We start from the raw sequence: 23,096 nt of genomic DNA, 5'->3' as shown, positions 1-23,096 counted from the left end.
GCTCAGTCCGCCTCGGTCAGGTAAAAGGGATAGACGAGGTTGAAGAAGGCGTTGGAGCGCCGGACGACATAGTCGATCTCGATCCGCATCAGGTTCGGCTCGGCGTCGTCGGCAAGTGCCGTCACCCGCTCGACGGTGACGCGCGGCTCCTGGTCGATCAGCGCGCTGCGCACCGCCTGTTCCACCCGGCCGTGGGTGACAGCGCTGTTCGGCGCGAACAGGAACCGGCGCAGCCCGGCGCCGAAACCGGGCAGCATCACCCGTTCGCCCGGGTTGGTGCGCAGGATGATCTCGATGGCCTGCTCGACATCCTCCTCGTAGCGCGCATAGCCCAGGCGGCCGCCAACGGGACGGACCGGGAAGGCCCAGCCGACGCCCAGATGCGGGCGGGGTCCGATCAGCCGGGGATCCGCCAGTGCCATGCTCAGCCCCCCACCAGAACCCTGGGAAAGCCGCCCAGCACGACGCCGACCGCGTTTCCGTCATTCTGCCTGGTCTGGTCGAACATGCGCACAACTTCGGACCCTTCGGCCTTGACGGTGGCCGAGAAGGAAGCGAACTCGACCTTGCCGCCGACCGTCCCGGACGTGACCCCGGCCTGACCGGCCGCATCCCCAGTGGTCGAACCGATCGTATCCGCCTTGCGCACGACATTGCTGCCGCCCGCCTTGACCTTCGACGTCCCGCCCGCGTCGGCAAGCTGGCCGATGGAAGGGTAGGGGATCGGCACCGTCGCCGGTCCGACCTGCGTCATGCAGACATTCGGGAAGGCGAAGCAGATGCCGCCCTTGGTCGTGGTGATCGGCCTGCCCATGTCAGCTTACCTCCAGCGTTGCGGTCTCGAAGCGCGCGTCCCAGGGGAAGGTCGCGCGCCAGAGGATCAGGAATTCCTGCGCGCCCCGGTCCATGACAACGGTGTCGGCCAGCGGCGTCAGGGCCAGCGGCGGATCCAGCGGCGCCCCGTCCTGCGTGACGGCCAGCACCGGGGCCGCAGGAATGGTGACGGTGGTCACGACATCCGGTCCGGCCGGGGTGGTATCGGTGAACCGCAGCCGGTCGCCGGGGGCGAAGCCCTGCTGCCCGGCAAGCGGGCGGCCATTCTGGAAGGCGTTGTCATAGCCCGAGGGCAGCTTGAACTGGTCTGCCTTGAACTTGTTCAACTGCCAGGGATCGTTCGTCACGGCGTCCCCGGCCAGCGCCAGGCGCGGGGCTGTGCCGCGCGACAGCCAGCCGAAGTTCAGTGGCAGGGCCGGGCCGAAACCGGCGCCGCGGTCGATCTGAACCGTGCCGAAGGGGGCCGCGACCAGCACGGCGTCGATATCGGCCGCCAGCGCATCGCTGTAGGGCGGGGGCGGCAGCGGCGCGAGGGCGGGATCGTTCACCACGGCGGCAATCGCGGTGATCGTATCGACCACGATGACATCGGGGGCCGGCTTCCAGACCGGGATGTCGGATTCATGGCGGAACGGCCCGGCGGCCGGTGCCCCGTCATAGGGCTTGTCCTCGGTCGCCACCTCGCCCGGATCCAGCGCGGCACCGGCAAAGGACAGCCTAGACCGCGCGACGAAGGTGCCGACTTCCTCGAACGTCGTCCTGTCGTCCGCCGGATCGGCCGGATCGCCCGGGACATGCGCAGCCCTGGACCCGACCGGCGCGCGGAAACCGCGCAGGAACATGTGCGGAAGGGCAGTATCAGCGGCCTGGATGATCATGCGTCGCTCCTGTCAGTTGAGGTTGATGACCGCGCCCTTCACGGTCACGCCCGAGGTGTCGATGACGATGCTGTTCGTGTCGTCCAGCTTGATGGTCAGGCTTTTCGCTGCGTCATCCATCAGGATCTGGATGCCGCCCCTGGTCTTCAGCAGCACCTTGCCCGCGTTCCGGGTATCGTCGAAGGTCAGCTCGTGCCCCCCGCGCGACACGATGGTGCGGGTGTTGTTTTCGGACGACGTATCCGCATCCGGCGGCGGCGGATCCTGCGAGGACCAGAGCGCGCCGAGGATCACGGGGTAATCCTCGTCATTGTCGACAAAGCCCACGACGACCTCGTCGCCCTTCTCGAAGGGGAAATAGGCGCCGCGTTCCTTGCCCGCCATGAAGCTGGCGGCGCGGGCCGGCGCGCTTTTCGACCGGACATTGCCGCTGAGCCATTTCAGGATATAGCCCTTGTCGGTGATGTCATCGACCTCGGCCAGGCGGATGCCGCGGATCTGGCCAGTCCGCATCGCGGCATGGTCGTGAACCGCCGAAAAAATGCTGTGCCGTCCCCCGGTCATGCCGCACCCCCCGGATAGCCGGCGGGGTCAAGCATCCCGGGACGGCGCAGCGATGTCTTGGTGATGTATCCGGCGGCGTTCAGCGTGTGGACGGTCTGGGTGACATACCAGATGCCGTCGAAGGGCGCATAAAGACCCTTGAGATCGACATGGATGCCGGGCCGGATCGTGGTCAGGCCGAGGGTCGAGAACTCGGCCGTCAGGAAGGCGCGGATCCCCTTGCGCATCGCCGCTGCCGCTGCCAGCCGCGCGCGTTCGGTGTCAAGGTTCTCGACCTTGACGCTGATCGGGTTGACGGCGGGCCGGGCGTCAAAGAATTCGTTGCGCGCCTTGACCGCGTCCACCGGCGCCTTGCCACCCGGCGCGCTGTGCAGGTCGTTAACGACAAGCACGCGGTTGGTGTCATAGGAGACTGTTTCATCTATCGCGCCGCGGTCGCGGGGAACGTTGCCCGATGCCGTCGCTTCGGTCGGAATGTCCCAGACGCTGAAGGCGGGCTTGAAGTCGATCAGGTCGCGGCCCCAGACAAGCGTCACCACGGACCCCAGGGTCGCCGAACGGGCCGGTTCGAAATGGAACGCCACGGGGCGTTCGACCGCCCTGGTCTGCCTGATGGGCGTGTCGTCGTTGAAGGCCACGAAGGTCTCAAAATCCATCCGCTCGGCCAGTTCGGCGATGAACTGAAGCCGCGTCTTGTCGGTCGGCCGGGTCAGCGAGATCGTTTCAGAAAAGGGCGATTCCGGCAGGGGCGCCATCTTGAGGTCGGGGGCGCCGTCGCCCAGCTCGCTCTGGACAATGAAGGTCTCGTGATCCTCCATGTAGATCATGGGCTCTTGCGGCTTGACCTTGAGCAGTGAGGAGAAATCCTCGCCCTTCAGCGTGACCTGCGCGCAGGCGGCCGAGGGGAAGCTGAAATCGACCCCGGTGATGCGGGCCAGGATCATCGGCGTCCAAGGATCCTGCCCATAGCGGTAATCGACACGGAAGACCTTGCCGAAGGAAACCTCCTTCAGCGCGTTGTAGCGCCAGGACGGGGCGACGGGCCGGTTCGGGTTGGCCTTGTCGTTGCGCTGGTTGTTCAGCACAATATCGACCACCGCCGTGCCGGACGCGGGCAGCGTCACGACTGAACTGGCGATGTCGGGCGAGATCGGGTTGCCGTCCACCGTCAGCGGTTCGCCCTTGTCGGTGACGATGCGCACCTGCGGCGCGTGCAGCGACGTTCCGGGCCGCTTGCCATCCAGAAGCGTGGCGAAATCGCCGTCCATCCCTCAGCCCCCCATGATCCGGCGGACGGTATCGTATTCCTCGACCAGCAGATCGGTGATCAGCGGCCGCAGGATTTCGCGCAGGCGGGCGATGTCATCGGCGCCGCCAGGCTGGCCGGGCGGGGTGGCGGTGATCACCACCGGCTCGAAGGTGATCTCGGTGACCATGCTGTCAACCTGTGTCTGTGCCATCACATCCTCCTTACAGGGCCGGGATCGAAAGCGTGGTGCCGGGGGCCAGAAGCCGGGGCCGGTCGTCGTTGTTGGCGCTGGCGATCAGCGGCCACAGCGAGGCGTCGCCGTATTCCTCGGACGCGATCAGGTCGTAACGGTCGCCCTGCCGCGTGACGCGCGTCTTGCTGCGATCCGGCGACTGCTTGTTGATCCGCTTGTACTGGGCGTTGGCATCCTCATAGGCCTTCAACTTGATCGTCACGCGGGCGCGCAGGATCTTGCCCTCGCTGTCGAAGATGCCGAACTTTTCCTTGAACTCGACCATCACCCCGGTGAACGAGGTTTCCTTGCCCCAGGCGAAGGTGCAGACCGGGGGGGCGTGCAGGTCGCTGTCGATGGCGACGTATTTGCGCAGCTTGTTCAGGTCGTCCTTCAGCGACTCGCCCGAATTGGTGCGGTCCAGGAAAAGCTCGACCTCCAGCGTCTTCGATTCGCCGCGCACGAATTGCAGAAGCGGTATCTGCAGGCCCGGCACCGAGATTTCGGGGTAAAGGATGTTCGTCGTCACCGTCAGGTCGGTCGGGTTGAACATGACCGGCACGCCCTTGTCCTTGGCGTCCGAGGCATTGACGAGGGTGGCCATGACAAGTCCCATCACGCCCCCCTACAGCCCGCCCACGGCGGCCGCGGCCCCCGCCGCGCTGCCCGCCAGTGCAGCACCCCCGGCCAGGCCCACCAGCCCGGACAGCACCGAGTTCAGGTCGGCCACGCCGGGGATCAGCGCCAGCGAAAGCCGTTCGATCTTTTCGGCGTGCAGTTCCGCCGTCTCGATCGCGACCGCGCCCGGCCCGCGCCCGTCGGCCGCGTCCAGCGCCGGACCGCTGAGCTTGGCGGGTAGCGCGTTGTGGAAGGTCCAGCCCGCGACCGGGAAGAACATGCCGGGTACGGCGCCGCCGACGCCGGGAATGTCGAACAGCTTGCGGGTGTCCATCAGGATAATGGTGCCGCTTTTGCGGGTCTTGCGCCTGCCGGTGATGACCTGGTGGTGCCAGTCCCACAGGTCGGTGTTGAAGGTCACGCCGCGCTTCATCACGATCCTGGAATAGGTGGCGCGCTCGAAGAACCGCAGCTCGGTGTCGTTCTGGCCGCCCTGGTAATAGGGCGTAACCGTGTTGACGGCTTCCAGCCCCTCGATCGACTTGAAGCCGCCCGCGACGAACTGGGTCGCGGCCGAAAGGACCGCCGAACCCACGCTGCTCAGGACGCCGCCGGCGCCGCCGCCGTTCGAGTCCGGCGTGTCCCACATGGTGACCATGAAGTTGATCTTCAGGACCGGCTGGAAAAGCGGGAAATCGACCATCAGGCAGCCTCCGCCCTTTCGATGACGCCGCCGTCGCGGCCAATGCGGAATTCGATGAACTCGGCCGGCTGGGCCAAGGCCAGGCCGATCGTGCATTCAACATGCCCTTCGGGGCTTTCCTCGACCGAGTTGACTTGGACGAAGAAGCCTTCCTCGGGCAGGTCGCCCTTGAGCGCGCCCGAGGCGAAGACCCGCAGCAGGTAATCGACCATCAGCTGGTGCATCCGGATCCGCAGAAGCGGGCTGTTCGGTTCGAACACCATTGGCTGGCCGACGACCTCGCAGGTGCGCGCGATGGCCGAAAGGCAGCGGCGGGCGTTGATGAAGGACAGCGGATCGGCGGCGTCGGACGGACCCTGCCACAGCAGCGTCCGCGCCCCCCAGACCAGGGTGCCCTGTCCCGCGAAGCCGCGCAGCAGGTTGATGCCTGCGTCGTAGGCGCGGGCGTTCTCGCGGTCGCCGACCGTGGTTTCCAGCCCGACAACTCCCGTCAGGGTCCGGTTCGCGGGGGCGACATGCGCGCCCTCGGCCAGGTCGGTTGCAGCAAAGACGCCGGCGACCGCGCCCACGGGCGAGCGCAGTTCCTCGGGCGCACCCGGGCTGTCCTGCACGCGCAGCCAGGGCCAGTAAAGCGCCCCAAGGTCGGATCCGCCGGTGGCCCGGGTCAGCCGTTCGCGCCAGTCGATGACGCGGGCCACGGTCATGCCGGCGGGCGGGGCGAAGATGGCGAACCAGCGCCAGCGTTCGCGTTCCAGACGCGCCAGGACATATTGCTGCGCCCACAGCATGTCGTCTTCGGGAATGACGCGCCTGTATCCAGTGGCGGTGACGGCGCGGTGCGCCACGGGCACGCCTGACGGCGCGCGGCAGTCGCAGCGGCAGAAACAGGGATCGCCCGTGCCGCCCGGCGGCTCGTAACGGTCATCCTCGACCACGGCTTCGCCATCAAGGTCGGGAAGCGCGACCAGGGCCACCTCGGGCTGGCGCAGCAGAAGCTCCAGCCCGTGCCAGGCCGCCAGAGTGTCGATGCCCAGCATCCGGTTCAGAAGCTGCTGCGGGGGCAGCGCATCGACCGATAGCGCGACGTTCACGATCCATAGCCGCCGCCCGCCATTAGCGAAATAGTCGCGCACGGCCTTGTCTAGCATCGCGCCAGCCGGGGGCGGGATGGCGCCGCCGCGTTCGTCGGTGCGGAAGGTCGCGACATAGCCCTGCCAGTCGTCCACGGCGCAGGCCTCGCCCACATGGCGCGGTCCGGCGATGCCTACGAAGCCCGCCACGTCGGTCCGCACGCGCGGAAATCCCTCGGCCCGCGATCGGGGGCGGCTGTAGATGCCGGGGATCTGATAGGACTGCGCCATCGCCTGCGTCCCCTTACGAGATGTCCAGGCGGTCGTGGACGATGTCGACCTGCTCGACCGCGAATTCGTTGCCCTTGGCGCTGAGCGTCGGGCCGGTGATCTTGGTCGGCCAGGCATTGGTCAGGGTCCAGGTCATCGCCGGGGCGTTCCGGTCGTGCTTTTCGTTCAGCAGCTTGATGACGACCGTCTTGGTCGGCGGGAAGGTGGTCCCGCCGTCGCGCGCCTCCTTGCGCCAGTTCCACAGGTAAAGGGTTCCGGTGATGCCGCGCTTGAAGATGACGGGCGAATACTTCTCGGTCCCCGCCAGCTGGCGCATCGCCGAGGTCGGGTCCGAGCCTTCCCGATATTCGATCGGCACCGTTTCGCTGTCGAGGCCGCTGATCTCGGAAAAGCCCACGACTTCCTCGTTGTCGATCTCGACGATGAAGTTGAAGTTGGAATAGGGGTTCGGCCTTGGCGTTGCCATGGTTCAGTCTCCGGTTGCTGGGCCTTACGTGGATGCGGTGAACTGGCCGATCCTGAAGATGACGAATTCGGCCGGGGCGACGGGGGCCAGGCCGATCTCGCAGACCAGGCGGCCGTTATCGATGTCGTCCTGCGACATGGTCGAACGGTCGCAGGTCACGAAGAACCCTTCCTCGGGCGTCGTTCCCATCAGCGCGCCGGATTTCCAGACGCCGATCAGGAACGAGGTGATCGACTGCGTCACCCGTTCCCACAGCGCCTCGGAATTGGGCTCGAACACCACCCATTGCGTGCCGAGGTCGATCGAATGTTCGACATAGATGAACAGCCTGCGGAAATTCAGGTATTTCCATTCCTGGTCCGAACTGATCGTGCGGGCGCCCCACATCCGGATGCCGCGCGGGGTCAGGTCGCGGATCAGGTTGACGCCGACGGGGTTCAGCACCTCTTGTTCAGCGGCGGTCAGGGGCAGGGCGACATCGACGATGTTGCGCACCACCTCGTTCGCGGGGGCCTTGTGGACGCCGACCGCGTTGTCGGTGCGGGCATAGATGCCCATGGCATAGCCGGAGGGCGGAAAGCTTTCGATCCGGCCATTCGCGGTGTTCAGCGCGCGCAGCCAGGGCGCATAGTATGCGGCATACTTGCTGTCATAGTTGTTGCGGTGCGCCTGGATCGAGACGACATCCAGGGCATCCACCGGCGCGTCCAGAACCGCGACACGGTATTTGAGCCGCTCGCAATGGCTGATCAGGGCGGCCTGCACCGTCTCGACCGTGACGCCCGGCGCGGCGACCATCGAGATGTCGTCGCGTTCCGCCAGCGCCTCGATGCCGGTGCGTCGGTTCGGGCCAAGATCCTCGCCGATCAGCGACAGGTCGGTGATCGCGGCGCCATTGTCGCCGTTCCAGAGCGGCTTGGGGAATCCGTCGGCGGTCGCGGGGGCATTGGCAAAGTCGGGACCGGCCCCGGCCACCGGGGTAGCGACCTCGATCAGCTTCGACCCGACCTCGGGGTCGTTCAGCCGGTCGGCGAAATACTTCAGCCCGGCATCGGTCGTGGTGTCGCTGTTCCAGGTCAGCCCTTCGAAGGTCTCGGCCAGGACGGGTACGCCGGATTCGGCATCGGCCTGCCAGACGACGACGTCGATCTCGTGCACGCGCAGGAAGATGTTGCGCTGCGCGGGATCGGGGTCAAGATCCAGGGGCGCGGCCAGGTTCAGCGGCGCGGCCAGCGTGATGGTCCGCGCGCCGCTGTCGATGGCTGCCACCGTCGCCTCGATCTTGGCCGCGCCGGTGTCCAGCTCGACCTTGGCGCCGGTATAGAAGCTGGCGGTCGAGGCGACGGACAGCGTGTCATCGCCATTCGCGGCCGCTTGCAGCCCTTCGAAACTGGCCCAGTTCGTCGCGTCGACCCCGCCCGCCGGGAAATTCCCCGCCGCTTCGCTGAGCCACAGCGCGCTGTGTGTCGGATCGACCAGCACCACCTCGGCATTGGCGAAGCCCGCGGCGTTCTGCACGGCGATCCTTTCGAAGCCGCCCGCACGGTTCGGCGCGGCAAGGCCCGACACATCGTTGACATAGATGCGGCTGAACAGGCCCGCGCCCGGCGCGGTGGCGACAAGCCGGGTGGGCGTGGCGGTCGGGGCTGCGGCGGCAAGCGCGGTGCCGACGGTGACATGGGCGCCCGGCGCGATGTCCTGCGCGGTCCTGACCTGCGACAGGGTGACGTCGGTCGCGTTGCCGCCCGAGGTGACGCGGATCTCGTCGCCCATCTGCAACATCATGGCCAGATCGTGCGGGATCGCCGCCGGGCCGAAAGGACCGGGGCCGCCCGTCATGTCGATGGCGAAGGCCGCCGGAGCCGCGCCCAGGGCCAGCGCCGTCCCCAGGGGATTGCCGCCGCGCGCGATCAGTTCGATCGTGGTGGCGCCGCCTGAATGGTCCTGCCCGGCCGCGCCGCTGGTGGTCGTGAATTCGACATTGCCGTCGGCGATGGCCGTGACCGTCAGCGCCTCGGCCCCGACGGTGATCTGGTCGCCGGTCCGAAGGTTCTGCATCGCCGCCGGCGTGAAGCTGAGTGTCGTGTCGCCCGCATTGGCATCCGCGGCAAGCGGGATCGCCGGATCGACGCGCCGCCCGCCCGAGGCTGCCAGCGCCACCGGCGCCCTGTCGCGGGGCCGGAACTCGACCGACAGGCGGTTGCCGTCATTGCCGCGATGGCGGGCGCGGATGACCGGGCCGCCATCCGCGACGGGCGCGGCGCCCAGGATCTCGATCCGGGTGTTGTCAGGCTCGAAGGTGATGCCGGCCGCGACGGGATTGGCCAGCACCACCGAATTGTCCAGCGGGTTGATCGACACGACCGGGGAGGACAGCCGTTCAGTGAAGGCGCCGGTTGCCGTGGGCCGGGTCAGGACGCGCAGCACCGTCCCGGGCGCGACCTGGCGCAGCGTGTTCAGGCGCAGCGTGTCGGTCGGGCCGCGGACGGTGACGCCGCGCGCCAGCCGGAAGATCGTGCCCCGGTCCATCACCCGTTCCGCCGCCGCGGCGCCGGGGCCAAGGGTGCGGACGACATAGCAGCGGCTGCCGCCGTTCTCGAAGAAGGCCCTGACCGCGTGGCCCAGGTAATCGCCCAGTCCGGCAGGCGACGTGATCGGGTCGCCGAACAGCCTGCGGAACTGGCCATAGCTGCCCACAAAGGTCGGCTTGCCTTCCGGGCCGCTGCGGGCGGCGCCGACAAATCCCGCGGTCGAGGTGCTGACCCCCTGGATTGGCTTGCCGCGGAACGAGGTCTCCTGGATGAAGACGCCGGGGCGGAGATATTCGGGCATCGTCTCGTCTCCTTGGCTGTGGCTTCGCTAGGCCAACTGGAAGGTCACCCGCGCCACCGTTTGCGCAAGGATCGTGAAGTCCTGCCCGGCAAAGGGCGCCCCTGCGGAGGCAGGCAGGAAGCTGCCCGACAGGATCGGGCGGACCGCGCCGCCGGGAATGCGCGCCTCGATGGTCAGGGGCACCCGTCCCCCCGCATCAAGCGGAAGCGCACCGGGCGGCAGGAACAGGAACTCGCCCGCCTGGCCGCTGCGGGTCATGCGATCGAAGGGCTGGCCCTGAAGCGCGATGCGGATTTCAAGGCCGGCACCACCCGCGCCCCGCAGCTTGCCGCGCACCCCGGTCGTGCCGGGCGCCACCTGGGCGTCAGCGGTCGGCCAAAGGTCATGGTCGATCACCTGCGCCGGGACGGCCAGCGGCAGCGTCACCTCGGGGTCGGCGGGATCCCAGCGGATCCAGCCGGACTGGCTGCGCTGGAAGGGATGGCGCCACAGGATGCGCCGGGTGCCCGGCGACGCGCCAAGAAAACGATAGCTGCCATCGGTCTGGCGCGCGCCGCTGCCATCAGGACGCAGGGCGGGGCGGGCAAGGGTTTCCGACAGCCGCACGGGCAGTTCCTGCGGCACCGGCCGCCCCGAGAAATGATCTACAAAGCGCACGGCAAGCGAAAGGGCATGGCTGACCGTCATGGCATCGTCTCCAGCACCGCTTCGGCGACCGGCGCCGCACGCGGCGCTTCGGTCGGTTCCAGCGCGGCGACGCGGACGCGATAGACCAGCGACAGCCGATAGCCCAGTTCCGCCGCATCCCAGATGCGGTAATGCCCGTCGATGGGCAGCGTTTCCATAACGATCTGAAGCCCGTCGTCGGGGGACCAGACCGGCAGGCCGGGGGCCTCGAACAGGCTGCCAGGCGCAAGTTCGGCATTGTCGTAGAAGGCCTGGAGGATCGCGCCCATCAGCCGCGCCTCGTCTCGCGTGGCAGGCAGGTCGCCGATGACATCATCGGTGGCGCGCACTCCCCAGGCGGTGACAAGATAGCAAAGTTCCAGCGGCAGCGGCTGGCGGCCCAGCGTTCCGTCGGCCAGGATACGGCGCGGATTGCCACGCATCTCGGCATTGCCGCCGATCTGGTACAGGAACAGCGAGACGAACGGATCGGCCGTATTGGCAAGCGAGGCGAAGGCCGCCGGCGTGACCACGCCGACGCCGACATTGGGAATGCCAAGCGCCGCGATATGGCGGTCCAGCAGCTCGGCCAGCGTCTGTCCGGTATTCTCGATGACCCGCCAGTCAGCCATGGCGCCTGCCTTGATGCTGGATGCTTCGGTCTGCCAACAAGACGATTCCTCCGACGCGTTCGATGCCCGTTTGCCCCAGTCATGCTGCCTGACGGGACAGGGTCCGGGCAAAGTCGGCGATGGTTCAAAAACGGTCCAGGGCAGAATTCCGGCTTGCCACACAGGCGGCGTGCGGTTTTCGGGCAAGGGAGTTGTCGGGCGGGCCTGGATCCCGGATCGGCATGCGATCTGGATCGCAGGACGAATGGCATCCAGATCCCGTCACCAGGGTTGCGCCATCGGAACCCTAGCCCTGATACGCCGCGATCAGGAAAAGACAGCGCTGACCGGATTTGTATCCCCCGCACGCGTTCCGGCACGGGATCGGCGCAAGCCGATCGCGGCCGCTGATCCTGGCCGGGGCCTGCGGTCTGGGTCTTCGTTCCCCCGGAATGAACCCTCGCGGACGTTTTCGCCGCGCCTTTGCGCGCTAGGATCGGACCCATACGCTTGCGGAAAGGGCTGTCAGTGCGACTCGGTATGGACCTCGCCGCGGCGCCTACGATGCTCAGGTCGATCATCGAAAGCGCAATAGCCGAAGTTTCCGACGCCGAAGTGGTGCGTCTGCCCTCGGAAGGTCCGTTCGATGCTGTCCTGGTCTGCATGGATGTCCCCGATCCGCAGGCCCTGCCAGCGGTACGCGCGGATCTGTTCGTCGTGGTCCCGCGCCGGGGCGACAGGCTTTGGGTGCTGAGGGCGGGAAAAGTGCAGATGAAGATAGAGGACGTATCAACCGCAACGATCCGCGCCTGCCTGCGCCGCGATCCGCCGCCCGAGGTGTCCTAGATGTTCCGCGCGCCGCGCGCATTCGGCGCAAGCCGCCCGGTCCTGCCGCCCGATACGGCCGCGGCGTTGCCCACGGCCTTTTCCGAACTTGACGGCTGGCTTGCCGCGCGCGTCCTGTCGTCCGGCCGCACGACCCTGCCGCCCGAACGGGCTGCGGCGCTTGACCGTGCCGCCGGCGGGCAGGCCCGCAGGCGCGCATCGGCCAGGCCGCATCTGCCGGGCCTTGACCGCGTTTCCGCAGCCTTCGGCCTGGACGAGCCTGAGCGCGACCTGCTTCTTGCCGCCGCGCTGGTCGAGGCGAGGCCCGAGGCGGCGCGGCTGATCGCCGTAATGGGCGAGCCGGGGCCGTCGCGGCGGATGGTGCTGGGCCAGCTTGCCGCCCTGGGGCTTGAGCCGGCGGATTTCCTTGCCCGGCTTCGGCCCGATGCGCCGATTGTCGATTTCGGCTTGGTTGCCCTGAAGGGTGACGGGCCGCTGGTCACGCGCGAACTGGCGGTGCCGGCGGACGTGGCGGCAGAGGTTCTGGGCCTGCGGGGGGCTTCCGCGCTGCCGTTGCGCATCCTGGGCGACGAGGACCGCAGCTGCCCGCTGCCGCCGGCGATTGCGGATCGCGTCGCGGCGCTGATCCGGATGCTGGCGCTGCACGAGGGGCCGGGCGCGCCCTTCATCATCGTGACCGGAGCCGTCGACAGCGGGCGCCGCGATATCGCCCGCCGGGTCGCGGTGGCGCTGCGGCCGGTCGCCGTGGAAGCGCCGCTTGCTGATCTGGCCGAGCCAGAGCGTCAGGTGGCCTTCCGCAGGACGGTCCGCATGAACGATGCCACAGCCATCCTGGGCGACCCGCAGGACGCGGAGGGGGCAAGGCCGGGCGCAGTCCTGCGCGGCCTTGACGGTCCGGTGATCGTCATCGCCCCGGCCGGAACCTTTGCGACGGTGGCCGCGCGTTTTGACCGGGCGGCCATCCCGATCGACGTGCCGCGCAGCGGCGTGGCGGAACGCGCCGAGCTTTGGCGCCAGGCCATCCCCTCCGTTGTCCCGGAAGATCATGCCCGCATTGCCGAGCGGTTTGCCTTTGGCCGCGCCGGGATTGGGCGGGCGCTGCGGCTGGCCGTGACATCGGCGCGGATACAGGGCCGGAAAGTCCCTGACGGCGATGACCTGCTGAACGCCTGCGACCAGCTCAGGACCGCCCAGTTCAATGGTTCGGCACAGCGAATGACCTGCACCTTCCGCCGCGAGGACATTGTGCTGCGCCGGGAGACCGAGGCCGAACTGGACCTTGCCATTGCCTGGGCGCGACACGGCAGCCGGCTGTTTGCGCAAGACGGACCGGGCGGCGCGCTCAAGGTGGGCCACGGCCTTGCCTGCCTGTTCAGCGGGCCGCCCGGCACTGGCAAGACGATGGCGGCGCAAATCGTCGCGGGCGAGGTGGACTATGCGCTTTACCGCATCGACCTTAGCCGGGTAATCGACAAGTTCATTGGCGAAAGCGAGAAACGCCTGGCCGCGCTTTTCGACGAGGCCGAACGGTCGCGCGTCGCGCTGTTCTTCGACGAGGCCGATGCCTGCTTCGGCAAGCGCACCGAGCTTCGTGACAGTCACGACCGCTATGCCAACATCACCATCGACTTCCTATTGCAGCGGCTGGAAAGCTTTGAGGGGCTGGCGATCCTGGCGACCAATCTGGTCGGCAACATGGACGACGCCTTTCTGCGGCGCATCCGCGTCCGGGCTGAATTCACCCCTCCGGGCCCGCCCGAGCGCCGACGGATCTGGGACCGGCTTCTGCCCTTGCCGGGGGCGCGGTCCGACGACATCGACACCGCTATTCTGTCGGATGCCTTTGAACTGGTCGGCGGTGAGATCAGGAATGCGATCTACACGGCGCACCTGCTGGCTGCCGGGGAAGGGGCGATGCTGGCCATGCGGCACTGTGTCAGGGGCCTGTGGCGCGAACTTGCCAAGATCGGCCGACTGCCGGACCGGACGCGACTTGGCCCTTGGCAGCATCTTGCGGCGGACGAAACTGGGCGCTCGCGCTTTGCGGGCCGTTGAGCTCCATATCCGGCGCAAGTCCGCCGACGCCCTCGCCCGCCCAGACTACAAGATCACCAAGGTCAGCGACCTGCTGCCATGTCACTGGAGCGGATAGTGGTCACACTACGCAACCGCAGCGGAACCGTCGTCTTGTGGGCAACGGACCCGAGGAAGATGCTATTCTGCAGTTGGTCCCTCCCTCATTCTCGATGCAAGGCGCCAGCCAGCTTGGCGCAACCCTCGGCGAAACGGCTCAGAGCCAAAGCGGCCTTGCCGGCAACAGTCCTTAATTAAAACAAATGTCCGCGTCGAAGGAATTGCTGCGAACGCGATGCTGCACCGCTGCCGACCGCTTCCCGCCCACCAACGCTGCTGGCTTCGGTGGTGGGGCAGTTTTCGTGACCAACGCTCCTTTGGCTGCTGAGGCCAGATTATGGCTGAGCTAGATGCTTGATTAGCGCGGGCAGTTCAGTCTGCACTGTGGTCCAGACAACATGTAGGTCGATGTCGAAATACCCATGGGCGATGCGATTACGCATCGCACGGATCCCACGCCATGGGATCGCAGTCTTTGCATTCGCAAAGTCGGGGTGATCCGATAGGATCCGGCTCGCGGCCTCTCCAACGATCATCAGGCTCATCACCACGGCGCGCTGCGTCCGAAGATCAGTCAGGAAATCGTCTTCGGCCATGCCCTCCGTAAAAGTGAGGGCATCGGCCGCTGCTGTCACCATCTGCAAGATGTAGTCTGGAAGCCGATTGTCTGCTCTCAAACCGGAAGCGCCTGCCGCAGGACTTCCGCACGGATATGCGGAGGCAGGTCCATCGGGGTCTTCACATCGACCCGAACGCCAAGTGCCTCTTCCAGCGCATCTTGCAAGCCCCCAAGATCGAAGAGCGTGGTTTCCGGCAGAGGTTCGACTAGCACATCCAGGTCGCTGTCTGCTCGGTCCCTACCTGTCAGAACAGAACCGAACACCCGGGGATTGGCCGTGCGATGCCGGACCGCAAGTTCACGGATGAGGTTGCGCCCGTATTGCAGGGCTTGGGATGGCGTCTGGCTTCGCATCGCAAGGTTCTCCTCCGACCAATATAGGCAATCTTGTGGCAACAGCCAATCCGCGATCACACCATCGAAAGGCATCAGGTCGTCAGGCTCTTTGTTCGCTGCGAGTAGCATGAACGACTTTTTCAGGTTGCCACGATCGCCATGCCGCATCGCCGTAAGGCTGCGCGAAGCGGCGCGAACATCTGTGATACCATTGAGCTTGTCGGATCATCCGAGGTCAGGGTGGGGTTGGAGGACAGGAGGTAACACCATGTCCATCGATTTTCTTCCTGCGCTCCGGCCTGAACGTCCTGCCTGGAACAAGGGGCGCATTATCGGCCAGAAACGCCCGCTGCTGCCGAAACATGTCTGGTCGATCCGGGTTCGCCTGGAGATGGCGGACAACCGGCGCGACCTGGCGTTGTTCAACATGGCTGTCGACAGCAAGCTCCGAGGCTGCGACTTGGTCTGCCTGAAGGTCCGGGACGTTTTCGCCGCCGGAAGGGTGAAGGAGCGCGCCTCGGTCACCCAGAGCAAGACGGGCAAGCCGGTGCGCTTCGAGATCACCGAAACGACACGCCAATCGCTTGAATGCTGGATCGCCGATCCGGAGATGCTTGGGCTGGAGTATCTCTGGCCCAGCCGTCTCCACCACAGTGCGCATCTGTCGACGCGCCAATATGCGCGCATCCTGCACGAATGGGTCGCGTCGATAGGTCTCGAGCCGAGCCTATGGCACGCATTCGATGCGCCGGACAAAGGTGGCGCAGATCTACAAGAAGACGGGCAACCTGAGGGCGGTTCAGCTTCTGCTGGGTCATACTAAGATGGACAGCACTGTTAGATACCTCGGCGTCGACCTCGACGATGCGCTGACGCTGTCGGAAGGGATAGATCTGTAGTCCGGAAGCCGCCCGACAGGTTTCCTGCCGGCCGGCCCAAAGCCGCCAGTGACGCTAAGCATTGTGCTGTGCTGCAGCTTCCCCACACCGGCCATTCATGTTCGTTGCAGCAAGCCGGTGCAGGATGGCGGCAGCGATGCGGGACGAAGCAGCCATTAATCCAAGACACGCAGTTGTGCTTTGAGGGCTTTGAGCCCATCAGAGACATTCAGGCGGGCAGTGGCACGGTTGCAGCTTTCGCGTATATAGCGGAGAGCCGCCCCATAGCCGCTGGTCGAGCCTGGCGCACTGTGCCACCGTGCGCGGCCCCTGGTGTCGGTCGTTGACGCCCTCTTGAGGACCACGAGTACAGCCCGGCACATAGCCGCAAGAGGTACAGCTCCTGGTGCCGTATTGTGGCCCCTCGAAGCAGCCCGGTCGTATTCACTGCAGCATCTTGGAGCTGGGCAGCGTCGGCGATGCAGGAACCGGGACGCTGCTGGCCGAGAATCACATGGGGGCGTAGAATGATCGGGTCCGGTATGCGGCGAGGAGGGTGTCATGCAACTCAGTGCCAGTCAGGTTACAGTGATGTTGCCGGTCCGCGATCTTGCGCGGGCACGCGAGTTCTACGAGCGGGCGCTGGCGTTGCCGGCGGGTGAGGAACGGCATGACGGAAAGGTGGTTTACCGCTGCGGCGGCACCGAGATTGCTCTGTTCCCAAGGCCCGAAGGGACCAAAGCCGAGCATACCGCAGTGAGCTTTCGGGTGGACGATATCGGCGTCTCGATCAGGGAGCTCGAAGGCCGTGGTGTGGTGTTCGCCGACTACGACCTGCCGGGGTTCAAGACGGTTGAACACGTTTGCGTGCTGGGTTCGGAAAAAGCCGCCTGGTTCAACGATCCAGAAGGAAACATCCTCTGCCTGCACGAGGATATTCCGACGCGCTCTGGCTAGACGTCCGGTCGCGCAAGTCATGGCGTTTCAAGCGCTGAGCGGAAGGCAGACCGCTGAACCCTATGACTTCATACCTGTGAAAGTTATCGGAGCCGGGAACAGGGCGGCCCCTTTGAACAGGTCCTAGTAGCCGAAGGCTGAGATGGCTGGCGCACTGAGCCACGGCGAGCAGAAATGCCCAAGGAAAGACCGAAGAGGTCGGGATGTCGCCCGCGGATCCTTGCCGCAAGTACGACGCGAGATCAAGCGCAAGGGCCACGAACGTCTTCGATACCAGAACATAATCTGCACCGATGATGCGACCCCGACTGGGGTTGGCGGTGCGGCATGTTGGATACGGGAGCGAAGCTCGCCTTCCCATGCCAAGACCTGCGGATCCTCAGGCCATCAGAGATGAGCCAGAGGACAGCTCGACGCCCACTTACCACTCATGTCTTGATCTTTTTGTTGCAGAGGGTCCTTGGACAGCAACCGCCGGTGACATGCCAGCAAGTTCAGCCATGCGTGCAACACCTTGTTTCGAGACAGCAGCCAATCGGGCGGAGGCGGACGTTACGTCAGTGTCGCCGGCGCGTGACGGGTCGAGCCGCGCCGGGTTCAGCGCGCATCGGTTCGCCCACGAAGCGATGTCCGGCTCGGCGCCATAGGCGCGTGTCGCAAGAGTGCCGCGCAGCTGCATCTCCGCCCAGCTGGACGGGGTGTCAGGTAGCGTATTCGGCGGACAAAGCCGATTGCGCTCCAAGTCGTTGTCGCGAGTGGCTTCCACGTAGCCGGCCAAGGCCGCGCAGAAGCACGGGAAACCAGCCCGGATCGTCTGAAGCCGTAGGCGGTCAGTCCCCCAGATGGGAACCAGCGGAGGGTACCTGAGGCCCGAGCCTGCGCAGTGAATGACGAGGGCGTGCGGAGCCAGCGGGACCGATCCCTTTTCGAGTGCGATCTCGCGCCGGCTGACATGCCTTACATGCCCGAGCCGGACGACGCGATCGACCGTGCGGAGGAGGGCGAGTTCCCATCGACCAAGGGTTGGCGTCTTGGCCATGCTCGGCATGACCTCGCGGTCGATCCGCAGCATCACGCCTGCTGCTTCGAGGTGGAGGAACATCTCGTTCGGCGACCGTGCCTCGATCGCCGCCTCGAAGATGGTCGCCGCAAGGTCGTACGCCACAACCGGGTCCGGCTGCACTACGGCCCGATCGAGCATCCACGGATCGCGCGGACGGATCCACAGGATGCGATCGGGCGGCACGCCGTTCATCAACAGCCAAACGATCGCATCGGTCGCGGTCTTGCCGGAACCGACAATGACGAACTCGCTGGGCGCCGCGCCGAGCCTTGTGAGCTCGTTGACCGGCACAACGCGAACATCCTCCGCCACCCCGAACGGCGGAGGAGTGGTCGCCGGGATCGTTGGCGACAGGTACGTGGCATCGACGACCCGGCGTCGCACGTCGACCTGAACCGTCTCGCCCGACACCCGCGACGTGAGGATCTGACGGCCATCCGCTTCACGGTGCTCGTGGCCGCCGAGGAACATCACGCGGCCGGAGCCGAGAAAGCGGCGATGCAGAATGTCATCATAGTAGGCTTGGATCTGCGGCTGGCGGGCCCGCTCCTGCAGCCCGGTCTCGGGCCCGTCATGCTGGATCGCGCCGGTCCCTAATTGTGTTGAGGCGACCCCATAGAACAGCGACGCCTGGTGCAGCCGGACGAAGGGGTAGGAGTCTTGCCAGTGTCCTCCAGCCGAGTGGCGTCGGTCGACAAGGATCACATGGACGTCGGCCTTGTCGATAAGCGCATCGATGAACGCCATGCCCATCGCCCCTGCCCCAACGACGAGGTAGTCTGTCTGGATTGTTCGTGTGATCATCGGACCATCCCCGATAATGGGTCGACTGACAGATCGAGACTACGATCTCGAGCTGCTTACCGGGCGCATGGCTTCGATGCGTCAGATATGCGGCCAGGCAAGAGGCGACGTCCCTTTGTGATCCTCCCGACGCTTCAGGGTGCAATATTCTGGTTAATCCGGAACAGGTTGTCGGGATCGTAGCGCCGCTTGATCTGTACCAGGCGCTCGTAGTTGGTGCCGAAATTGTCACGCACCCGCCCGCGGTCGTCCTCGTCCATGAAGTTGATGTAGCCCCCCGGTTCGGAATGGGGCGACACCGCGTCCGAGTAGTCGCGCACCCATTTGGTATGCGCGGCATCATCGGCCGGATCATCCGAGGCGGCCAGCACCACCATCGCGAAGTTTGCGTCGCGATGGCCAAAGGCGGTTGCGTCACTCGCCACGTCATGGCAGGCGCCGTTGATCGGGTAAAGGTGCATGGTCGAACTGACGGTCGGCGCGTTGGGCCCGTGACGAACATGGACGGCAATCGCCTCGTCGGTCAACTCCTTGACGAAGTTGCCCTTCCAGTACTGGCGGATGCCGGTCGGGAACAGTCCGTCGAAGGCCGAATTGATCATCGGGTAGGGAACCGGCCCAATCATCTCGGCCTTGACCTCGGCGACCTCGTGAAAAACCTTGAACTGGCGCTCGCCTTGGCTGGGGTCGCCCGACCAACAGGCCACGATCGCCACGAACATGTCGCCGTGCCGGTCCTCGGGAATAAACGGCAACGGAGGTGCGATCTGGAAGGCGGGAAAGCATCCCATCTCACGAGGAGCCGACTTTATGTAGTCACGGTAGAACCTGAAAATGGTCTCGGCCTCATCAATCTCGTAGAACATCGGCCCCCAGTAGACGGTCTGGACCGGTTGCAGCTTGTATTCCATAGAGGTGCAGACACCGAAGTTTCCGCCGCCGCCGCGTATCGCCCAAAAGAGGTCGGCATTCTCCTCTTCGTTGGCAATGACCATGTTGCCATCAGCGGTCACCACATCGGCGGAGATCAGATTGTCCAGCGACAGGCCGTGTCCGCGCGAGAGGTACCCGATACCACCGCCCAGTGTCAGCCCAGCAATGCCCGTCGTTGAGATAATGCCGCCGGTTGTAGCCAGACCAAAAGCGTGGGTTGCAGCATTGAAGTCCCCCCAGGTCGCGCCGCCTTCGGCTCGGGCGGTCTTTGTCCTCGGATCGACGCGGACGCCGCGCATGCGCGCGAAATCCAAGACGACGCCGCCATCGTTCGTGCCAAATCCTGGGCCGCTGTGCCCGCCGCCCCGCACCGACAGGGCGAGACCATTGTCGCGGGCGAAGTTCACGGTGGTCATGGCATCGCGGGCGTTCACAGCGCGCACGATCACAGCGGGTCGCTTGTCGATCATGCCATTGTGGACCTTGCGAGCCTCTTCGAAACCCGCGTCCTCGGGACCGATCACGTCGCCCCTGACCCTGTCTCGCAACTCGCTAACAGCATTCGCAGTCATGACTTCCTCCCCGTGAGTCGGAGATCGTCCTGCCGAATGGAACGGAACGTCTCCGGACCAATGGTTCAATGTATCACAAAATCCCGGCCCTGGTTGCAGCAATGTCGCAGTGCTTGCCCAATTCTATCACTGCAATCTGCGGCCCATGAGGTCCTGAATCGCTCCGCACCACGGCTAACGCTTGTTAGACTGGACTTGGTAGGAGTTGGCAGCCCCTGAGTATCTCTGCTCGGCTCGTGTTGTATGTTTGATTGCTCGCGGCCCTGCCACCTCGCCGCCCGATTGAAGGTCCGCTTCATCCGGTCCTTACAGAGTTCTGCTGCAGCGCCGTTAGGCTGCTTACCGCCCATAGCCACAATTTTCAGCTCTGGCTCACTGCGCCTCCCGCACCCGAACCGCACCGGTATAGTGAAGCGTGACGCTGACGGATTGCGCCGCAAGACGAGAGGCCAGCCGATCATGGGCGTCGCGCGCCTCTTCGGCCGCGGCCAGGGCCTGCGGCGTCACCACCAGCAGACCCCGCTGCGCGCGATCCGCCTCGAGGATCGCTCGAAGCCGTTCCGCCTCGGCCAGGGTGCGTCCCAACTGCCTGGCACGCTCCTGTGCGGCTTGGGCCAGTCGCGCCCGCTGCGCGATGGCCAGCCTGTCGCGGATCATGCCTGTGCAATCCCGTGCATCGGAAAGGGCCGCAGCAGCGGCGCTGTCGGTTGCCGCCTGCCCGGTGGCCCGTTCCTCCTGGCGTGCGGCCTCGTCACGGGCAGCCCCCAAAGCCTCCTTGGCGCCGGTGACGCGCTCGGTCAGGTTTTCCAGCTGTTCGATCCGGACGCGGGTGTTGTCGGCAGTTACCCTGGCCAACGCCAAGGCACGCCGGGCCTCCTCCAGCCTGCCGGCTTGGGCCTCCGCGTCAGCTTGGGCTTTCTGGGCAGCGCGCAGGGCGTCCTGCCTTTGTTGCTCCGCGCCCTGATCATCAAGCTCGCGCAGCTGGCGCTGTGCCTGGCTGCGGCGCGCGAGGTCGGCAGACAGGCGTGCGGCCTTGCCGGCAAGTCCCGTGTCTTCCTGGCGCAGGGTCTCGGCCTCTGCCTCGGCTTGCGCCCAGGCACCTCCGGCCTTGGCCCGGCCGGTTGCCGTGGCCAGCCTGCCCAAGGCCTCATCCACCCTGGCCATCACCGCATCCAGCCTGCGTCCGCCGGTCATCAGGGCGATCTCTCCCGCAACCGAGGACAGGAGATCGCGCCGGGCACCAAGGGCCCGCTCGCGGTCAGACTTGTCGCTGGCCGAACTGCCCTCGGGCTCCATGCCCAGAAGTCCTTGGCGGACCCACAGGAGGCCCGATGGCCCGGACAAGCCACGGCCGGTGAGGCTGTCGATCCAGGCCTCGGCCTCGTCATCCTGGGCCAGGAGACTGCCATTCTCGTAAACGCGGGCACGGGAACGGGAAAGCCAGCGCTTCTCGATGCGGTAGTGCCCCTGCGGCAACTCAATATCGAGGGCAACCTCGGGAGCGCCGCCCGCATGAGGCTGGAGCGCCTTGACGGGTGCGCGCGTGCCGCGATGCCGCTCGAAGAACAGGGCATGCAAGGCATCGAGGAAGGTGGACTTGCCGAACTCGTTGGGCTCGCACAGCACGGTGATGCCGTCGCCGATCCCCTCGATCCGGGCAGTCTGGCCGGCAAAGCGGCGGATGTTGGTCAGTTCAAGCGCACGGATCCTCATGCCTGAACCTCCCGAGCCAAGGCGTAAAGCCGCGCCAGGGCAGCCGATGCGATGTCGCGCTCGCTCTGGGCGCGGGTCGGATCCCCTGCCTCGGCCAGAAGCACCTCGGCGGCCTGGCGCAGGGCGCCGGCACGGTCGATCTCGTCGAGATCGTCCGGATGCGCCTCGGTGGCAAGTCCGCTCAGGTCGTGGTGGAACCAGCCGAAATCCGGCCCTACAGCCCGCGCCTCGGCTTCAAGCGCGGCGCGTGAGGCCAGGGGCAGCCGGCCGCTCACGACCAGACGCAGCAGAAGGTTCCGGCGCAGCATCGGCAAGGGCAGGGCTTGAGCCAGTCGGCCTACCGGATCATCGCCGGGCAGCAGATCGAGGGTCAGGGTCTGCCATCCCAGCGAGCCGGTTTCGACAGGGCGGATCTCTGCGCCCCCATCAAGGGTGACGAGCAGGGCGCCACTGGCCGTGGCGTGCTTGAAGCCATCGGCCTCGGGGGTGCCGGAATACCGGGTGGTGGGGTTCACCTGCATCTGGCCGTGCCAGTCGCCAAGCGCCAGATAGTCAAGACCGGCAAGCCGGGCGCGGTCCGGCGCGATGATGCCCGGCGCGCCTTCCTCGCCCGAAAAGTCACTGATCGCGCCATGGCCCAAGCCGATGCGCAGGCAGCCTTCGGGTGTCGCCGCGGCCATGGCCTCGGTCAGATCACGACCGGGACGGCGCTGCGTGCAGGGAGCAGGCAGGAGCATGGCGCCTGGCATGATCTCGAACGGCTCGGCTGTGGTGATGGGACGCAGGTTTGCGGGGGCGTCAGCCGCAATGCGGCGCCAGAGTTCCGTGGCGGCCAGGCTGTCGTGATTGCCGGGCAGCATGATCCAGGTGATGTCGGCCTCAGCCGCCATGGCTCGCAAGGCGTGGCGCAGCGTGTCCGGGGCAGGGGTCTCGGCATCGAAGGTGTCGCCCGCCAGCAGGACGACATTTGCCCCGCCATCGCGTGCAGCCTGGGCCAGCCGGGCAATGGCGCCATGCCGGGCTTCGCGCAGGCGATTGCGGATGCCCTCGGGATACCCGCCGAAGGCCTTGCCCAGGTGCAGGTCGGAGGAATGCAGGAAGCGAAACATTGGGCAGGAATCCTTTTGGGCGGCACATATGGTAAGCAGGGACACCTCGCGCACTCGGCGCAGCTCGGCAAGTGTATGACTATGCCAAGTTTCAAGTTGCACCCCATGGCAATGCGCAT

The 23,096-nt window shown here is 66.1% G+C and carries 22 protein-coding genes and 1 pseudogene; 4 read left to right on the top strand and 19 right to left on the bottom strand.

The genetic code is table 11. The features are described from left to right. Window positions 1–2 precede the first annotated feature (2 nt). The 13 genes from OU682_RS12775 to OU682_RS12715 are packed head-to-tail and all read right to left on the bottom strand — an operon-like array spanning window position 3 to window position 11,035. The gene (locus OU682_RS12775) at window positions 3–422 is read right to left on the bottom strand and encodes a GPW/gp25 family protein (RefSeq protein WP_268942516.1); all 420 of its coding nucleotides are present in this window, start codon (window positions 420–422) and stop codon (window positions 3–5) included. A gap of 2 nt (window positions 423–424) precedes the next feature. Continuing rightward, window positions 425–814, bottom strand: coding sequence for a DUF4150 domain-containing protein (locus OU682_RS12770; RefSeq protein ID WP_268942515.1), 390 nt, complete (start codon window positions 812–814; stop codon window positions 425–427). Between the two features lies 1 nt (window position 815). Beyond that, window positions 816–1,712, bottom strand: a complete 897-nt coding sequence (locus tag OU682_RS12765; protein WP_268942514.1) for a DUF2169 family type VI secretion system accessory protein — start codon at window positions 1,710–1,712, stop codon at window positions 816–818. A gap of 12 nt (window positions 1,713–1,724) precedes the next feature. Next, the gene (locus OU682_RS12760) at window positions 1,725–2,276 is read right to left on the bottom strand and encodes a phage baseplate assembly protein V (RefSeq protein ID WP_268942513.1); all 552 of its coding nucleotides are present in this window, start codon (window positions 2,274–2,276) and stop codon (window positions 1,725–1,727) included. Next, a complete protein-coding gene (locus tag OU682_RS12755; RefSeq protein ID WP_268942512.1) occupies window positions 2,273–3,544 on the bottom strand; it encodes a hypothetical protein in 1,272 nt (423 codons plus the stop codon). Before OU682_RS12755 ends, OU682_RS12760 begins: the two co-directional genes overlap by 4 nt. Window positions 3,545–3,547: 3 nt before the next feature. Next, complete coding sequence (locus tag OU682_RS12750) at window positions 3,548–3,736, bottom strand: hypothetical protein (RefSeq protein ID WP_268942511.1); 189 nt, start codon at window positions 3,734–3,736, stop codon at window positions 3,548–3,550. 10 nt (window positions 3,737–3,746) lie between these two features. Then, on the bottom strand, window positions 3,747–4,361 hold the full coding sequence (locus tag OU682_RS12745) for a CIS tube protein (RefSeq protein ID WP_268942510.1): 615 nt from the start codon (window positions 4,359–4,361) through the stop codon (window positions 3,747–3,749). A 21-nt stretch (window positions 4,362–4,382) separates the two neighbouring features. Further along, on the bottom strand, window positions 4,383–5,078 hold the full coding sequence (locus OU682_RS12740) for a phage tail protein (RefSeq protein ID WP_268942509.1): 696 nt from the start codon (window positions 5,076–5,078) through the stop codon (window positions 4,383–4,385). Next, complete coding sequence (locus OU682_RS12735) at window positions 5,078–6,439, bottom strand: phage tail sheath subtilisin-like domain-containing protein (protein ID WP_268942508.1); 1,362 nt, start codon at window positions 6,437–6,439, stop codon at window positions 5,078–5,080. The genes OU682_RS12740 and OU682_RS12735 overlap by 1 nt, the downstream gene beginning before the upstream one ends. Window positions 6,440–6,452: 13 nt before the next feature. Next, window positions 6,453–6,905, bottom strand: coding sequence for a phage tail protein (locus tag OU682_RS12730; RefSeq protein ID WP_268942507.1), 453 nt, complete (start codon window positions 6,903–6,905; stop codon window positions 6,453–6,455). Window positions 6,906–6,929: 24 nt separating this feature from the next. Continuing rightward, a complete protein-coding gene (locus tag OU682_RS12725) occupies window positions 6,930–9,737 on the bottom strand; it encodes a phage tail sheath family protein (protein WP_268942506.1) in 2,808 nt (935 codons plus the stop codon). Window positions 9,738–9,764: 27 nt separating this feature from the next. After that, complete coding sequence (locus tag OU682_RS12720; protein ID WP_268942504.1) at window positions 9,765–10,424, bottom strand: hypothetical protein; 660 nt, start codon at window positions 10,422–10,424, stop codon at window positions 9,765–9,767. Further along, a complete protein-coding gene (locus tag OU682_RS12715; RefSeq protein WP_268942503.1) occupies window positions 10,421–11,035 on the bottom strand; it encodes a Pvc16 family protein in 615 nt (204 codons plus the stop codon). The genes OU682_RS12720 and OU682_RS12715 overlap by 4 nt, the downstream gene beginning before the upstream one ends. Before the next feature lie 543 nt (window positions 11,036–11,578). Here OU682_RS12715 and OU682_RS12710 point away from each other — a divergent pair. Next, a complete protein-coding gene (locus OU682_RS12710; RefSeq protein ID WP_268942502.1) occupies window positions 11,579–11,860 on the top strand; it encodes a hypothetical protein in 282 nt (93 codons plus the stop codon). Continuing rightward, on the top strand, window positions 11,861–13,915 hold the full coding sequence (locus tag OU682_RS12705; protein WP_268942501.1) for an ATP-binding protein: 2,055 nt from the start codon (window positions 11,861–11,863) through the stop codon (window positions 13,913–13,915). Between the two features lie 413 nt (window positions 13,916–14,328). Here the strand turns inward: OU682_RS12705 and OU682_RS12700 are convergent, their stop codons facing one another. Together OU682_RS12700 and OU682_RS12695 are read right to left on the bottom strand one after the other, a co-directional pair. Continuing rightward, window positions 14,329–14,631, bottom strand: coding sequence for a HepT-like ribonuclease domain-containing protein (locus tag OU682_RS12700; RefSeq protein WP_268942529.1), 303 nt, complete (start codon window positions 14,629–14,631; stop codon window positions 14,329–14,331). A gap of 35 nt (window positions 14,632–14,666) precedes the next feature. Then, a complete protein-coding gene (locus OU682_RS12695) occupies window positions 14,667–15,116 on the bottom strand; it encodes a nucleotidyltransferase family protein (protein ID WP_268942500.1) in 450 nt (149 codons plus the stop codon). Window positions 15,117–15,216: 100 nt separating this feature from the next. Here OU682_RS12695 and OU682_RS12690 point away from each other — a divergent pair. Continuing rightward, window positions 15,217–15,847: pseudogene (locus OU682_RS12690) on the top strand (tyrosine-type recombinase/integrase). Between the two features lie 540 nt (window positions 15,848–16,387). Next, window positions 16,388–16,783 (top strand): VOC family protein, encoded by a 396-nt coding sequence (locus OU682_RS12685; protein WP_268942499.1) that lies wholly within the window; start codon window positions 16,388–16,390, stop codon window positions 16,781–16,783. Window positions 16,784–17,204: 421 nt separating this feature from the next. On the opposite strand, the gene OU682_RS12680 is transcribed toward OU682_RS12685, so the two are convergent. The 4 genes from OU682_RS12680 to OU682_RS12665 form a co-directional block, all read right to left on the bottom strand. Next, window positions 17,205–18,593, bottom strand: coding sequence for a hypothetical protein (locus tag OU682_RS12680; protein ID WP_329609802.1), 1,389 nt, complete (start codon window positions 18,591–18,593; stop codon window positions 17,205–17,207). Between the two features lie 191 nt (window positions 18,594–18,784). After that, window positions 18,785–20,155: an FAD-binding oxidoreductase gene (locus tag OU682_RS12675; RefSeq protein ID WP_268942497.1), complete on the bottom strand. Its 1,371-nt coding sequence runs from the start codon at window positions 20,153–20,155 to the stop codon at window positions 18,785–18,787. Between the two features lie 372 nt (window positions 20,156–20,527). Beyond that, on the bottom strand, window positions 20,528–21,868 hold the full coding sequence (locus tag OU682_RS12670; RefSeq protein WP_268942496.1) for an AAA family ATPase: 1,341 nt from the start codon (window positions 21,866–21,868) through the stop codon (window positions 20,528–20,530). Then, window positions 21,865–22,977 carry a metallophosphoesterase family protein gene (locus OU682_RS12665; protein ID WP_268942495.1) on the bottom strand — a complete coding sequence of 371 codons (1,113 nt, stop codon included), beginning with the start codon at window positions 22,975–22,977 and terminating at the stop codon, window positions 21,865–21,867. Before OU682_RS12665 ends, OU682_RS12670 begins: the two co-directional genes overlap by 4 nt. Between the last annotated feature and the right edge of the window lie 119 nt (window positions 22,978–23,096).

Origin of the sequence: Paracoccus benzoatiresistens (assembly GCF_026913015.1) — a bacterium.
GTDB classification, from domain to species: Bacteria; Pseudomonadota; Alphaproteobacteria; order Rhodobacterales; family Rhodobacteraceae; genus Paracoccus; species Paracoccus benzoatiresistens.
The sequence above is the reverse complement of the archived record's forward strand: the minus strand, read 5'-3'. Positions and strand labels throughout refer to the sequence as shown.

Coding starts and splice junctions, on each gene's coding strand:
- OU682_RS12735 (WP_268942508.1), bottom strand. CDS start 6,439: ATGGCGCAGTCCTATCAGATCCCCGGCATCTACAGCCGCCCCCGATCG.
- OU682_RS12725 (WP_268942506.1), bottom strand. CDS start 9,737: ATGCCCGAATATCTCCGCCCCGGCGTCTTCATCCAGGAGACCTCGTTC.
- OU682_RS12760 (WP_268942513.1), bottom strand. CDS start 2,276: ATGACCGGGGGACGGCACAGCATTTTTTCGGCGGTTCACGACCATGCC.
- OU682_RS12730 (WP_268942507.1), bottom strand. CDS start 6,905: ATGGCAACGCCAAGGCCGAACCCCTATTCCAACTTCAACTTCATCGTC.
- OU682_RS12770 (WP_268942515.1), bottom strand. CDS start 814: ATGGGCAGGCCGATCACCACGACCAAGGGCGGCATCTGCTTCGCCTTC.
- OU682_RS12750 (WP_268942511.1), bottom strand. CDS start 3,736: ATGGCACAGACACAGGTTGACAGCATGGTCACCGAGATCACCTTCGAG.
- OU682_RS12765 (WP_268942514.1), bottom strand. CDS start 1,712: ATGATCATCCAGGCCGCTGATACTGCCCTTCCGCACATGTTCCTGCGC.
- OU682_RS12720 (WP_268942504.1), bottom strand. CDS start 10,424: ATGACGGTCAGCCATGCCCTTTCGCTTGCCGTGCGCTTTGTAGATCAT.
- OU682_RS12675 (WP_268942497.1), bottom strand. CDS start 20,155: ATGACTGCGAATGCTGTTAGCGAGTTGCGAGACAGGGTCAGGGGCGAC.
- OU682_RS12745 (WP_268942510.1), bottom strand. CDS start 4,361: ATGGCCACCCTCGTCAATGCCTCGGACGCCAAGGACAAGGGCGTGCCG.
- OU682_RS12680 (WP_329609802.1), bottom strand. CDS start 18,593: ATGGCGTTCATCGATGCGCTTATCGACAAGGCCGACGTCCATGTGATC.
- OU682_RS12685 (WP_268942499.1), top strand. CDS start 16,388: ATGCAACTCAGTGCCAGTCAGGTTACAGTGATGTTGCCGGTCCGCGAT.
- OU682_RS12695 (WP_268942500.1), bottom strand. CDS start 15,116: ATGCGGCATGGCGATCGTGGCAACCTGAAAAAGTCGTTCATGCTACTC.
- OU682_RS12775 (WP_268942516.1), bottom strand. CDS start 422: ATGGCACTGGCGGATCCCCGGCTGATCGGACCCCGCCCGCATCTGGGC.
- OU682_RS12665 (WP_268942495.1), bottom strand. CDS start 22,977: ATGTTTCGCTTCCTGCATTCCTCCGACCTGCACCTGGGCAAGGCCTTC.
- OU682_RS12715 (WP_268942503.1), bottom strand. CDS start 11,035: ATGGCTGACTGGCGGGTCATCGAGAATACCGGACAGACGCTGGCCGAG.
- OU682_RS12740 (WP_268942509.1), bottom strand. CDS start 5,078: ATGGTCGATTTCCCGCTTTTCCAGCCGGTCCTGAAGATCAACTTCATG.
- OU682_RS12710 (WP_268942502.1), top strand. CDS start 11,579: ATGCTCAGGTCGATCATCGAAAGCGCAATAGCCGAAGTTTCCGACGCC.
- OU682_RS12670 (WP_268942496.1), bottom strand. CDS start 21,868: ATGAGGATCCGTGCGCTTGAACTGACCAACATCCGCCGCTTTGCCGGC.
- OU682_RS12700 (WP_268942529.1), bottom strand. CDS start 14,631: ATGGTGACAGCAGCGGCCGATGCCCTCACTTTTACGGAGGGCATGGCC.
- OU682_RS12755 (WP_268942512.1), bottom strand. CDS start 3,544: ATGGACGGCGATTTCGCCACGCTTCTGGATGGCAAGCGGCCCGGAACG.
- OU682_RS12705 (WP_268942501.1), top strand. CDS start 11,861: ATGTTCCGCGCGCCGCGCGCATTCGGCGCAAGCCGCCCGGTCCTGCCG.